The sequence below is a fragment of the Streptomyces sp. NRRL S-337 genome (genome assembly GCF_000720175.1).
GTDB classification, from domain to species: domain Bacteria; phylum Actinomycetota; class Actinomycetes; order Streptomycetales; family Streptomycetaceae; genus Streptomyces; species Streptomyces siderophoricus.
In genome coordinates, this window is sequence record NZ_JOIX01000129.1 from 1 (window position 1) to 13673 (window position 13673).

The following is a 13673-nucleotide window of genomic DNA, read 5'->3' on the forward strand; positions in this document are numbered from 1 at the left end:
CCAAGATCTACACTATCCTCTTCGTCGGCAGCGTCAGATGTGTATAAGAGACAGGTGGCGAGTGGGGGCGGGGAGTGGGGGCGTGGGAGCGTGCCAGAGGCTGTGTGGCTCGCGGGGGCCGGGTCGCCCGGGGTGCGTGAGCCGGGTGCTTGTGGGGCAGGCGGCGCTCTGCGGAAGGCGGGTGCTCTGCGGGACCGGGCGTTGTCAGTGGGGGGTCGTACGCTGGCGAGGTGTGGTGGCGATGTACGGGGCCGCGCTGGTCGGGCGGTGGTTCGGGGGTACGGCCGGGAGTAGGGCCAGGGCCAGGAGCGGGGCCCGGGCCGGGAGCGGGGGCGGGGTCCGGGCTCGGGCCGGTGACTGGTGCGCTGACGGCTTCTGGTGCGCTGAAGGGGGATGGCGGGCTGGGGGAGCCTGGCGGGCTGAGGGGGCTTGATGGGCTGACGAGGGCCGGTTCGGCGCCTCCGGCGGGGTCTGGGGCGGAGGGGGCGTCGGCGCGGTTCCAGCAGCGGCTGGGTTGGTATTGCGCCGAGCGGGACGAGGAGCGGGAGAGTCCGCTCCCCGCGGGGAAGAGGCTGGCCTTCGCGGCGCAGGGTGAGCGCCGCTGTCTGGGCGTACGGCGGGCCGGCCGCTGGCTGGTGTGCCCGTATGCGGCGGTGCTGGACGGGGAGAGCGCCAAGGACCAGTGCCCGCGGTGTGCCCAGCTGGACCGGTCACGGTCGGTGGCCGCGGACACCATGGCCGACGACCCGCGTCCGTACGCCGTCTACCTCGCGTACTTCGGGCCCGGTCTGCTCAAGGTGGGGATCACGGCCGCCGAGCGGGGGCCGGCGCGGTTGGTGGAGCAGGGGGCGGTGGCGTACGCATGGCTGGGCCGCGGTCCGCTGATGGCGGCGCGACGGGCGGAGGCGCTGCTGGGGAGTGCCCTGGCGATCCCGGACCGCTTCACGAAGGCGGCGAAGCGGGCGGCGCGGGGGGCGCTGCCGGCGGTACCGGAGCGGTGCGCCGAGTTGGCTCAACTGCACGCCAAGGCACGAGGGTTGGGTGGATGGCCGGAGACGCTTGAGCCGGTGGAGTTCGCGTGTACGGACCATACGGAGCTGTTCGGGCTCGACCGGGTACCGGCCGGTGCGGCGGTGTTGGGCGGGCTGACGGCGGGGGCGGAGATCGTGGGGGAGGTGCTGGCGGGGGTCGGGTCGGATGTGTATCTCCGGCTGGCGGGAGGAGATGAGGGGGCAGCGGAGTCAGTCGGGTCAGTGGGCTCAGTGGGACCAGTGCGTTCAGTGGGCTCGGTGGGCTCGGTGGTGTCAGTGGGCCCGGTGGGTGGGGCTGAGGGGCGGCGCTCTGGTGCGGGACAGGGCGCGGGTCAGGGTGCGGGGGCCGGTGGGCCGTGGCCGGTTGCGGTGATGGATGCGCGGTTGCTGTCGGGGTGGGTGCTGGGGGCGGCTACGGGGCGGGTGACGACCGCGCCGGTGCTGCCGGCCCGTACGGCGGGGCCGGGTGCGCCGGAGCGGGGAGGGGAACAGGAAGGTCTGTTCTGACCGCGCGGGTCTGTTCTGACCGGGCGGTCTGTTCTGACCGCGCGACGGGCGCTGCGCTTCTGCGAGGGCGGGTTCTTCGGGGTTCTCCTGGATTCTTTTGAGTTCTTCTGCGGTGCGGAATTGCCTCTGAGGTGCGGAGTTCTTCTGAGGAGTGCTTCTTAGGAGTCCTTCTGAGGTGTGGGGCTCCTGTGGGGTTCCTCTGAGGTGTGGGGTTCTGCTGGGAGGGAGGGCTCGGCTGCGGCGCAGGGTTCTGCGGGGTCGGGCGCGCCTGCGAGGCTGGAGGCGGCCGGTGCCCGACGGGTGGCGGCCCTCTGTGCGGCGGATGGAACGAGGAGGGGCCGGGGTGGCGGACGGGGACGAGCGGGTGGAGGCGTTCTGGCGGGGGCTGGGCCTGCCGGGGCTGATCGACGTCCATACGCACTTCATGCCGGAGCGCGTGATGGCGAAGGTCTGGGCGTATTTCGACGCGGCCGGGCCGCTGGTGGGCCGGGAGTGGCCGATCACGTACCGCTTCGAGGAGGACCAGCGGCTGGCGGTGCTGCGCGGCTTCGGCGTACGCGCTTTCACCTCGATGATCTATCCGCACAAGCCGGGAATGGCGCAGTGGCTGAACGGCTGGGCGGCCGACTTCGCGGCCCGTACGCCCGATTGTCTGCGGACCGCGACGTTCTTCCCCGAGGACGGCGCGGAGGCGTACGTACGGGACGAACTCGCCGGCGGAGTACGCGTCTTCAAGGCGCATGTGCAGGTGGGGGCGTACGACCCGGCCGATGCCCGGCTCGATGCGGTGTGGGGGGCCGTCGCGGAGGCGGGGGTACCGGTGGTCGTGCACTGCGGGTCGGGGCCCGCACCGGGCAAGCACACCGGTCCGGCGCCGATCGCGCGGGTGCTGGCCCGGCATCCCCGGCTCCGGCTGATCATCGCGCACCTGGGGATGCCGGAGTACGCCGACTTCCTGGAGCTGGCCGAACGGTATCCCGGTGTGCATCTCGATACGACGATGGCCTTCACGGACTTCGCGGAACGGACGGCGCCGTTCCCGCGGGCCGAGCGCGCCCGGCTGGCGGAGCTCGGTGAACGGGTGCTGTTCGGCAGCGACTTCCCCAACATCCCCTACGGGTACGCCCATGCGCTGGAGGCGCTGGTTCGGTTGGGGATGGGGGAGGAGTGGCTGCGCGGCGTCTGTTACGGGAACGCGGCGCGGTGGCGACCGGACGGCGGACCGTGGTGGAAACCGGGCGGGGCAGTGTTGGAGGCCGGAGTAGAGGCTGTGCGGGAGACCGTGATGAGACCGTGGTGGAGCGGTCTGCTGACGGTATGTCAGGTGGTGCGGGGCGCTAGCGGGCTGCCGGTGTTCCCGTTGCGGCGGTGGCCAGGTGGGCCAGGGCCGCGGCCAGGTCGGTGAGGGTGGCTTCGTCCGAGACGCGTTCCGTCGCGGCGTCGATCTTCGGGCCGATCGCGGGGATTTCGCGGCAGGCAGCCGTGATGACCTCGCCGGTCATCATGCGCAGGGTCTCCCGGAGCTGGGCGTTGGCGTGATCGCCGCCGGTGGGGAAGGGGGACGCGGTGATCACCGCGACCGGCTTGTGGACGACCTCGCCGCTGCTGACCAGCCAGTCGAGTGCGTTCTTGAGGACGCCGGGGACTCCGTGCGCGTACTCCGGGCTGACGATGAGCAGGGCGTCGGCGGTAGCCACGGCGGTGCGCAGGGCGGCGACGGCGGCGGGAGGAGTGGCGTCCTCGCCGTCCAGGTCGGGGTTGAAGTGGGGGAGTGCGCCGATGTCCGCGGTGGTGGCTGGGCCGTTCCACAGGGTGAGGGCGGAGTTCAGCACCGCGCCGTTGGAGGAGCGGGCGCGCAGGCTGCCCGAGAGGGCGACGAGGCTCAGCGAGTCGCCCGGCAGGGAGGCGTGCGTCGGAGGGGCCAGCGTCAGAGGATCGTGTGCCAAAGGGCCGTGTGTCAGAGGGACGTGTGCCATGGGGGGACGGTACGCCTGGTGGTCCTGGGTGGGCGGGTGAGGTACCCGTCGAGAGGCAAGAGTGCTGGTCAGGGCGATTGTCAGTGGGGGGTGCCATGCTTGGGCAGTGGTGATCGGCCTGGACCGCGCGGGGGGCGGCCCAGGCCGGTCACGGACCCGATCACGGACTTGGTCGCGTACTTGACCACGGGCCCGGTCGTGGACCCCGTCGTGGACTCGACCATGGACCCGGTCGCGGGCGGCGTCCGGGATTCTCAGGAGATTCACAGGAAGGAGCAAGGGAGCTCTCACGAGCGGGCATCAGGCTCACCGGCATGACCGTGACTTCGTCGTCCTCAGCGGCTCTTCATGCTTCGTCAGTTCCGGTTTCGTCCATTCCGGTTTCATCGGTGCCGGTCAGGTCGGTTCCGGTGGGTTCGGTTCCGGCGGGCTCTGTGTCCGGAAGAGCACCCGGGAAGCAGCCGGAGTTGCTGCGGCCGGACGGCAGCCCGGTGCGGGTGCTGGTGGTCGACGACGAGTCCTCGCTCGCCGATCTGCTGTCGCTCGCGCTGCGGTACGAAGGCTGGGACATCCGCTCCGAAGGGGATGGCGCGGGGGCGCTGCGCTCGGCCCGTAGCTGGCGGCCGGATGCGGTGCTGCTGGACGTCATGCTGCCGGACATGGACGGGCTGACGCTGCTCGGACGGCTGCGGCGCGAACTGCCGGACGTGCCGGTGCTGTTCCTGACGGCCAAGGATGCGGTCGAGGACCGGATCGCCGGGCTTACGGCCGGCGGGGACGACTACGTCACCAAGCCGTTCAGCCTGGAGGAGGTGGTGGCCAGGCTGCGGGGCCTGCTGCGCCGGGCCGGGGCGGCGGCTGCCCGGAGCGATTCGCGGCTGACGGTGGGCGATCTGGTGCTGGACGAGGACAGTCATGAGGTGTGGCGGGACGGGCAGGAAATCCATCTGACGGCCACGGAGTTCGAGCTGCTGCGGTATCTGATGCGCAATCCGCGGCGGGTGCTGAGCAAGACCCAGATCCTCGACCGGGTCTGGAGCTATGACTTCGGTGGCCAGGCCAATGTCGTGGAGCTGTACATCTCGTACCTGCGGCGGAAGATCGATGCGGGGCGGGCACCGATGATCCATACGCGGCGGGGTGCGGGCTATCTGATCAAGCCGGGTGACTAGCGGAGCGGTGGCCGATCCTGTGCTTTCGCCCCTGCCCGAACCCGCTCCGGGTGCCGCTCGCGATCCTGCTCCCGATCCCGATTCTCTTCCCGCTCCGGATGCCGCTCTCGATCCCGCTGCCGCTCTCGATGCCGCTCCCGATCCGGATGCCGCGGCGGCATCTCTTCCGGGGCCCGCGGCGGCGCCTCTTCCAGGGCCTGCGACGGCGCCTCTTCCGAAGCCCGCGGCGGCGCCCGTTTCGGGGCCCGGGGCGACGCTCGTTTCGGGTGCCGGGTTCGCGCCTGCGCCCGTAACCGGAGGCGCGCCCGAAGACGGAGGTGCGTCTGGGCTCTCGCCTGCCTCCCGAGCCGTGCAGTCGCCCGTTCCGCCACGCGAGCGGCCGGACGTTTCCGGGCGGGCGTCCGCGCGGGCGGTCGGGGGTGGGCGTACGTCCGGTGTCGGGCGGTGGCCGGCGGGGCGGCGGTGGACGTTGCGGACGCGGCTGGTGGTGTCGGCGGTGGCCCTGATTGCCGTTGTGGGGGCGGTGATCGGGGTCGTCACCACCATTGCGTTGCACTCTTACCTCCAGGGGCAGTTGGACCAGCGGCTGAATGAGAGCGTCGGGCGGGCGATGATGCCGCGGCCGCATGATCCGATGCGGAGCGAGACCCTCGACTTCGTCGCGATGGGGGGCCAGCCCGTGGGCACGGTGGGGGCGCGGGTCGGGCCGGACGGTGCGCTCGACGTGGGGGCGCGGCTGAACAATTCGACCAGCCGGGAGCCCTCGGAGCGGCTGGCATGGCTGACCGGAGAGCAGGTCGCGGCGCTGGACCGCGTACCGCGGGACGGGCGCCCGCACACCGCCGAGCTGCCCGGGCTCGGCGACTACCGCGTGCAGTCCGCGAAGGACGGCTCACTGGTGGCAGGGCTGCCGCTCGGCGAGGACCAGGACACGGTCGGCCAGCTGGTGCTGATCGAGACGTGTGTGACGGTCGCCGGCCTGGTCGCGGCGGGGATCGCCGGGGCGAGCATGGTGGGGATCGCGCTGCGGCCGTTGCGGCGGATCGCCGCCACCGCCACCCGGGTGTCCGAACTCCCGTTGCATCAGGGCGAGGTGGCGCTGCACGTCCGCGTACCGGCGGCGGAGGCGGATGCCCGGACCGAGGTGGGGCAGGTCGGGGCGGCGCTCAACCGGATGCTGGGACACGTCGGCTCGGCGCTGTCGGTGCGTCAGGAGAGCGAGATGCGGGTGCGGCGGTTCGTCGCCGACGCCAGTCATGAGCTGCGGACGCCGCTGGCGTCGATCCGGGGGTACGCCGAGCTGACCCGGCGCGGGGACGAGCGGCCCGGGCCGGTGACCCGGCACGCCCTGGGGCGGATCGAGTCCGAGGCGGAGCGGATGACGGGGCTGGTGGAGGACCTGTTGCTGCTCGCACGTCTCGATTCGGGGCGCCCGCTCTCGTACGAGAGCACTGATCTCTCGCCGTTGGTGGTGGACGCGGTGAGCGATGCACGGGCGGCCGGGCCCGGCCACCGGTGGCGGCTGGAGCTGCCGGACGCGCCGGCGTGGGTCCACGGGGACGGCGAACGGCTGCACCAGGTCCTGGTGAACCTGCTGGCCAACGCCCGGACGCACACACCGGAGGGGACGACGGTGACGGCCCGGGTGGTCCCGGCGGTCGGAGTGCCTGTGCCGCAGGGGCAGGCCTCGGCGGGCCAGGCTTCACCAGGTCCGGCCTCACCGGTTCAGGCCCCACAGGGGCGCGGCCGACACGGCCGGGCCCCACAGCCCGCCGTCCGACTCCAGGTGGAGGACGACGGGCCCGGCATCCCGGCCGACCTCCTGCCGCGGGTGTTCGAGCGGTTCACGCGCGGGGACGCCTCGCGCTCGCGGGCGGCCGGCAGCACCGGGCTCGGGCTCGCGATCGTGCAGGCTGTGGTTGCCGCGCACGGCGGTACGGTCGGCGTCGAGAGCGCACCGGGGCGGACGGTCTTCACGGTGGCGCTGCCGTCATCGGGGTGACGCTGCCCCCGTCTTCGTGGTGGCGCTGCCGCCTTCGTGGTGGCGCTGCCGCCTTCGCGGTGGCGCTGCTCCGCCTCCGTGGTGGCGCTGGTCCATAGCCCTTCCGGCCACCCCAGCCCAGCCGCTCATCTCCCCACCACTCACAGCCGGCCCACAGGCTCACCACACGGCCGTGACAGGGCGGTTGGCGAGGGTCGGGGCATGACGACGACACCGCCGCCCGACACACCACTGGGCTCCCTGCCGCCTCGCGAGCATCTGTGCCTCGGCCAGACCGTGACCGTGCTGGATGTGGTCATCCCCGTCTACAACGAGGAGGCTGATCTCGAACGCTGCGTCCGGCGGCTGCACGAGCACCTCGCGCGGACCTTCCCGTACGGGTTCCGGATCACCATCGCGGACAACGCGAGCACCGACCGTACGCCCGAGGTCGCCGCACGGCTCGATGACGCGATCGACGAGGTCACGGCCGTACGGCTGGAGCAGAAGGGGCGCGGGCGGGCGCTGCGCACCGTGTGGTCGCTCTCCGAGGCGCCGGTGCTGGCCTATATGGACGTCGATCTGTCGACGGACCTCAATGCCCTGTTGCCGTTGGTGGCGCCGTTGATCTCCGGGCACTCGGATCTGGCGATCGGTTCGCGGCTCAGCCGGAGCGCGCGGGTCGTTCGCGGACCGAAGCGGGAGTTCATCTCGCGAACGTACAACCTCATCCTGCGGGGTTCGCTCGCCGCCCGCTTCTCCGACGCGCAGTGCGGGTTCAAGGCCATACGGGGCGATGTCGCGAAGCGGCTGCTTCCGATGGTCGAGGACACCGGGTGGTTCTTCGACACCGAGATGCTGGTACTCGCGGAGCGGGCCGGGCTGCGGATCCACGAGGTGCCGGTGGACTGGGTCGACGACCCGAACAGCACCGTGCACCTCGTGCGCACGGCCACCGACGACCTGAAGGGCGTCTGGCGGGTGGGACGGGCGCTGGCGACCGGGGCGCTGCCGCTGGACCGGCTGGCCCGGCCGTTCGGGGACGATCCGCGGGACCGGGAGCTGCCCGGGGTTCCGGGCGGGCTGGCCCGTCAGCTCGTCGGCTTCTGCGTCGTCGGCGGGCTCAGCACCCTGCTGTACCTCGGGCTCTACTCCCTCTTCCGGCTCGGTACGGGCGCCCAACTGGCCAACGCCGCCGCACTGTTGTTGTCCGCGATGGCCAATACGGCGGCCAACCGGCGGCTCACCTTCGGGGTACGAGGGCGGGACCGGGCGGTCCGCCATCAGGCCCAGGGCCTGGTGGTCTTCGCCATCGGCCTGGTGCTGACCAGCGGGTCCCTGGCCGCGCTGGACGCGGCCAGCGGGCCGTCCTCGCACGGCACCGAACTGGCGGTGCTGGTGGCCGCCAACCTTGCGGCGACGGTGCTGCGGTTCCTGCTCTTCCGCGCCTGGGTGTTCCCGGACCGCGAGCGCCGGGACGCCGCTGAGGACGCCCACGTGGGCGCATATGGGGACGCCCGTGTGGGCGCCCACGGGGGCGCTCACACGGGCGCCCCACTGCACGACCAGAACCACGACTTCACCAGGAGCACCCGATGAACCCGATGAACCCGCGTCCGCATCCTGACCCCGATCCTGCCCCCCATGCGGACGCCTATCCGGACGCCAATCCGGGCCCCAATCCGGACCCGTACCCCCCTGTTCCCCCTCTCCTCCCTGTCCCCGCTGTCCCCCCTGGCACCACGTCCCAGGAGCGCTGGGCGCAGCCCGCGCTCGTTGCGTTGTTGCTGGTCACGGCCGTGCTCTACCTCTGGAGCCTGTCCGCCTCCGGCTACGCCAACCAGTTCTACTCGGCCGCCGCACAGGCCGGCAGCGAGAGCTGGAAGGCGTTCTTCTTCGGCTCGTCCGACGCCGCGAACTCGATCACCGTCGACAAACCACCGGCCGCGCTCTGGCCGATGGCGCTGTCCGTACGCCTCTTCGGCCTCAGCTCCTGGGCGATCCTGGTGCCCGAGGCGCTGATGGGCGTGGCGACCGTCGGTGTGCTGTACGCGGCCGTACGGCGGCGGTTCGGGGCGGGCGCGGGACTGCTCGCAGGCGGGGCGCTGGCGGTGACGCCGGTGGCGGCGCTGATGTTCCGGTTCAACAACCCCGATGCGCTGCTGTGCCTGTTGATGGTGTGCGCGATCGCGGCGGTACTGCGTGCGCTTGCGGACGGCCGGACGAAGTGGCTGGTGCTGGCCGGGCTCTGCTTCGGCGCCGGGTTCCTCACCAAGACGCTGCAGGCGTGGCTGATCCTGCCGGCGCTCGCCGTGGTCTACGCCTGCTGCGCGCCGGTGGGCCTGCGCAAGCGGTTCGGGCAACTGCTGCTCGCCGGGCTGGCGATCGTGCTGTCCGGCGGCTGGTGGGTGGCGATCGTCGAGCTCTGGCCGGCGTCCTCGCGGCCGTACATCGGTGGCTCGCAGACCAACAGCTTCCTGGAGCTGACCTTCGGCTACAACGGCTTCGGGCGGATCAGCGGCAACGAGACCGGCAGCGTCGGCGGGGGCGGACGCGGCCCGGGCGGGGGCGGCGGCTGGGGCGAGACCGGCCTCACCCGGCTCTTCTCGTCCGACATGGGCGGGCAGATCTCCTGGCTGCTGCCCGCCGCGCTGATCCTGCTGGTGGTGGCGGTGGGGCTGCTGTGGCGGGCCCGTCGTACGGACGCCGGCGCCGTGCCTGCCGCGCCCGCCGCGCCCGCCGTGCCCGAACGAGCCGGGGCCGATCCGGCAGGCACCGCCGGCTCCCCGGCTGGCACCGCGACCTCCCCGGCCGGCCTCGCACCCTCCCCGGCCGGCCTCGCCGCCGAACAGGCCGGTCAGCGGGCCGAGTTCCTGGTGTGGGGTGGCGCGCTGCTGATGACCTTCACGACGTTCAGCTTCATGTCCGGGATCTTCCACCAGTACTACAACATCGCACTGGCCCCGTACATCGCGGCGCTGGTCGGTATGGGCGCGACCCTGCTGTGGCGGCGCGGAGGGCGGCTGGCGTCGGTCGTGCTGGCGCTGACGGTCGCGGTGACCGCGGGCTGGTCGTACGTTCTGCTGAACCGCTCGCCCGAGTGGCTGCCGTGGCTGCGCTGGACGGTACTGGCGCTCGGGGCGCTGGCGGCGGTGGGGCTTCTCCTGGGCGTACGGAAGACGGCAACGGCGGACCGGCAGGTGGCGGCGGATCAGCTGGAGGCCGCGGACGGTCAGGCGGCGGGCCGGCAGGAGGCGGCAGCCGGGGGCCCTGTCCTCCGGCGGTTCGGCGTCGTCGCCGCGGGGCTCGGGGTGGTTGCGGCGCTGGCCGGGCCGGTCGCGTACACGCTCGACACCATCAATACGCCCAAGGGCGGGTCGATCATCACGGCTGGGCCATCGGTGCGTGGCGGTATGGGCGGCCCGGGCGGTGGCTTCCCCGGGGGCGGGCACCGCATGTGGCGCGGCAACAACGGCGCGATGCCGGGCGGCGGCGCGCAGGCGGGAGCCGCCGGAGCACAGCCGGGAGCCGCCGGAGCACATGCCGGAGCCGCCGGAGCGCCCGGAGGCCCCGGAATCGCCGCCGGTCGCCTACCAGGCATGCGCGGCCTGCGGGGCACGCGTGGTGGCACGGGCAGCGGCATGGGCGGCCTGCTCAACGGCAGCAAGGTGAGTGCCCGGGCCAAGGCCCTGCTGGAGAAGAACGCCGGCGACTACACCTGGGCCGCCGCGGCCATCGGCTCGCAGAACGCCGCCGGCTACCAGCTGGCCACCCAGAAGCCGGTGATGCCGATCGGTGGCTTCAACGGCAGCGACCCGTCGCCGACCCTCGCCCAGTTCAAGAAGTACGTCGCGGAAGGGAAGATCCACTACTTCATCGCGGGCGGCCGGGACGGCTTCGGCGCCGGTGGCCCGGGTGGTCCTGGTGGCCCCGGTGCCCGGGAGTGGACAGGCGGATTCGGCGGACGTGGTGGCCGCGGTGGTCCGGGCGGCGGACAGGGCCACTCGTCCCAGATCAGCTCCTGGGTCGAGAAGACCTTCAAGAAGGTCACGGTCGGCAGCGCCACCTTTTACGACCTGACGAAGAGGGTCTGACCAGGGCCGCAAAGAGCCTGACCGGTACGGACGCCCGGATTCGGCCGGACGCCCGGATTCGGCCGGACGCCCACTCGGCCGAAAACCAAATGTACGGCGTATAACCCTCCCTGTACGGTGTATGGCACCCGCTCGCACCGTACAGGGAGCCCGTATGCCGTCCCCCGTGGCGTCCGACGCCGCAACCACCACGCTCCATCCGCCGGGCCGGCATGCCGCCCGCTGGCTGATCCTGGCCGTCATCTGCGTCGCCCAGCTCACGGTCGTCCTCGACAACACCGTCCTGAACGTCGCCATCCCCTCCCTCACCGAGGAGATGGGCGCGACCACCGCCGACGTCCAGTGGATGATCAACGCCTATTCGCTGGTCCAGTCGGGTCTGCTGCTCACCGCCGGCAATTCCGCCGACCGGTACGGCCGCAAGAAGATGCTCGCCGTCGGCCTGGTGCTGTTCGGCCTGGCCTCGCTCGGGGCCGCGCTCGCCCAGTCGCCCGGCCAGCTGATCGCGGCCCGGGCCGGGATGGGCGTCGGCGGTGCGCTGCTGGTCACCACCACGCTCGCGGTCGTCATGCAGATCTTCGACGACGAGGAGCGCCCCAAGGCGATCGGCATCTGGAGCTCGGTCAACTCCCTCGGCTTCGCCGCCGGCCCGCTGATCGGCGGTTCGCTGCTCGACCACTTCTGGTGGGGTTCGCTGTTCCTGGTCAACCTCCCCGTCGCCGTCATGGCGGTGGCGGCCGTCGTCACGCTCGTGCCCGAGTCCAAGAGCCGCGGCGGCGAGCTCCCCCACCCTCGAACGGGCTCGGGCGGGGGGACCCCCATGGACCTCCTCGGCGCCCTGCTCTCCATGATCGGTATGGGCGGAGTGGTCTTCGCGATCATCTCCGGCCCACACGCCGGCTGGCTCTCCGGTCAGGTGCTGATCTCCGCCGCCATCGGGATCGCCGGCCTCGCCCTCTTCGCGGGATGGGAACTGCACACCCCCCACCCCATGCTGGACATGCACTTCTTCCGCAACCGCCGGTTCATCGGCGCGGTCTCCGGCGGCATCCTGGTCGCCTTCGGCATGGGCGGCTCGATGTTCCTGCTCACCCAGCACCTCCAACTGGTGCTCGGATACGGCCCGTTGGACGCCGGCCTGCGGATGGCGCCGCTCGCCGTCACCGTCATCCTGATCAACTTCACCGGCCTGGGTGCCCGTCTGATGCCGAAGTTCGGCACCCCCGGCATGATCATCACCGGGATGTCGCTGCTCGCCGCGGGACTCGCCGCCATATCGGTGCTCGGCGGACACAGCTACGGCGGCATGCTCACCGGTCTCATCGTGATGGGCGTCGGCGTCGCGCTCGCCATGCCGACGATGGCCAACGCGATCATGTCCGCCATCCCGCCGGCCAAGGCCGGAGTCGGCGCCGGGGTCAACGGCACGCTGATGGAATTCGGCCAGGGCCTGGGCGTCGCCGTCCTCGGCGCGGTCCTCAACTCCCGCTTCACGGCCCTGCTCCCGCTGGCGGCCGCGGGCGCCGGCTCGCTCTCCGCGGCCCTCGCCCGTACGCACTCCGCCGCCGGACGCACCGCGGTCCAGGACGCGTTCGCCTCCGGCATCGGCACCAGTCAGCTGGTCGGCGCGGCGGCGGTGTTCCTCGGCGGACTGCTCGCCGCCGTACTCCTGCGCCGGGCGGAACGCGCCGGCCATGAGCAGCGGACACCGGAGGCACCCGAGGCCCGAGAGGCACAGGGGGCACAGAGGGCGCAGGTGGGGTGAGGGGCGACGTCGGCGGCAGCGGCGGCACCAGCGGCAGCGGCGGCACCGCAAGCGGCCGCCGCTGTCGCGGAATAGCATCGACGGTGCAGAAGATCGTGGACCGCCGACGTGCCGAACGTGAAGGCCAGCGCCGAACGTGAAGGCCAGCGTGCCGACGTGCCGACCGTGCACGCCGACGCGCCGAACCTGAATGCCGTGCAGCACGTGAAAACGTGAAGAAGAAGAGGACGGACGCCATGACCGCCACCAACGGCCGTTCCGGTAAGCGGCCGCACAGCGTCTGGCTGACCGAGCGCCCCCCGCTCAAGCGCAAGGCGGAGCAGCCGGCCGGACTCGACCTCGACAAGATCGTCGGGGCGACCGTCCGGCTGCTGGACGACGAGGGGCTGGCGAGGTTCTCGATGCGCCGGCTCGCCGCCGAGCTCGGCGTCACCGCGATGTCCGTCTACTGGTACGTCGACACCAAGGACGATCTGCTGGAGCTGGCCGTCGACGCGGTGGCCGGCGAACTGCCCCTGCCCGACGATGCGGAGCCCGGCGCCGACTGGCGCGAACAGCTCCGGGTCCTCGCCACCGGCTACCGCGACATGCTGCTGCGCCATCCCTGGGCGGCGCGGCTGCTGGGCGAGTTCATCAACATCGGCCCGCACTCGACGGCGTTCTCCAACGCCACGCTGCGGGTGATGGGGCGCAGCGGCCTGGACGCCGAGCGCACGTCCGGCGCGCTGGCGTCGCTGTTCCACTTCGTCTACGGCTTCGCGACGATCCGGGCGACGCACGAGGCGCGTTGCCGGGCCGCAGGCATCAGCCTGGACGACTACTTCGAGCAGGTCGTCTCGGCCATCTCGGGCCGCCCGGAGTTCGCCGAGACGATGGAGCTGTCCCTCCGTGCCGACCGCGTCCGTACGGGCCGGTCGGCCGTGGCCATGCTGGACCGCGACTTCGCCTTCGCACTCGACCTACAGATCGCGGGAATCGAGGCGATGCGGGGCGGGGGCGAGGACGGGAGCGGGGGCGGGCCTGGTGGAGAAGAGGGCGTGGAGGCGGGCCCCTAATACTGCAACCGCATGTGGTGTGACCGTGTGGGCTGGGGCTCGTTGGTGTGACTGTGTGAGAAGTCGCTGACGGTTGAGCAGATCGAGTCGTG

The 13673-nt window shown here is 72.1% G+C and carries 8 protein-coding genes and 1 pseudogene; 8 read left to right on the forward strand and 1 reads right to left on the reverse strand.

All coding sequences use genetic code 11. From position 1 onward, the window contains the following. The first annotated feature begins 353 nt into the window (after window positions 1–353). A complete protein-coding gene (locus IG62_RS0139865; protein WP_234326935.1) occupies window positions 354–1538 on the forward strand; it encodes a DUF2797 domain-containing protein in 1185 nt (394 codons plus the stop codon). A 322-nt stretch (window positions 1539–1860) separates the two neighbouring features. Beyond that, window positions 1861–2742: pseudogene (locus IG62_RS0139870) on the forward strand (amidohydrolase family protein); the annotation flags it as partial. A 133-nt stretch (window positions 2743–2875) separates the two neighbouring features. On the opposite strand, the gene IG62_RS0139875 reads toward IG62_RS0139870, so the two are convergent. Continuing rightward, entirely contained in the window at window positions 2876–3514 is a 639-nt protein-coding gene (locus IG62_RS0139875; protein ID WP_234326936.1) for an NADPH-dependent FMN reductase, read from the reverse strand. Window positions 3515–3948: 434 nt separating this feature from the next. Between IG62_RS0139875 and IG62_RS0139880 the strand changes: the two genes are divergently transcribed. From IG62_RS0139880 to IG62_RS0139915, 6 genes are all read left to right on the forward strand, one after another. Further along, a complete protein-coding gene (locus IG62_RS0139880; RefSeq protein ID WP_030815853.1) occupies window positions 3949–4686 on the forward strand; it encodes a response regulator transcription factor in 738 nt (245 codons plus the stop codon). 481 nt (window positions 4687–5167) lie between these two features. Continuing rightward, window positions 5168–6688 carry a HAMP domain-containing sensor histidine kinase gene (locus tag IG62_RS0139885; RefSeq protein WP_199812590.1) on the forward strand — a complete coding sequence of 507 codons (1521 nt, stop codon included), beginning with the start codon at window positions 5168–5170 and terminating at the stop codon, window positions 6686–6688. 201 nt (window positions 6689–6889) lie between these two features. Next, entirely contained in the window at window positions 6890–8266 is a 1377-nt protein-coding gene (locus tag IG62_RS0139890; protein ID WP_234326937.1) for a glycosyltransferase, read from the forward strand. Further along, a complete protein-coding gene (locus tag IG62_RS45795; RefSeq protein WP_037840448.1) occupies window positions 8263–10761 on the forward strand; it encodes an ArnT family glycosyltransferase in 2499 nt (832 codons plus the stop codon). Before IG62_RS0139890 ends, IG62_RS45795 begins: the two co-directional genes overlap by 4 nt. A 154-nt stretch (window positions 10762–10915) precedes the next feature. After that, on the forward strand, window positions 10916–12526 hold the full coding sequence (locus tag IG62_RS0139905; protein ID WP_051799218.1) for an MFS transporter: 1611 nt from the start codon (window positions 10916–10918) through the stop codon (window positions 12524–12526). 236 nt (window positions 12527–12762) lie between these two features. Next, entirely contained in the window at window positions 12763–13581 is an 819-nt protein-coding gene (locus IG62_RS0139915; RefSeq protein WP_051799220.1) for a TetR/AcrR family transcriptional regulator, read from the forward strand. Window positions 13582–13673: the final 92 nt, after the last annotated feature.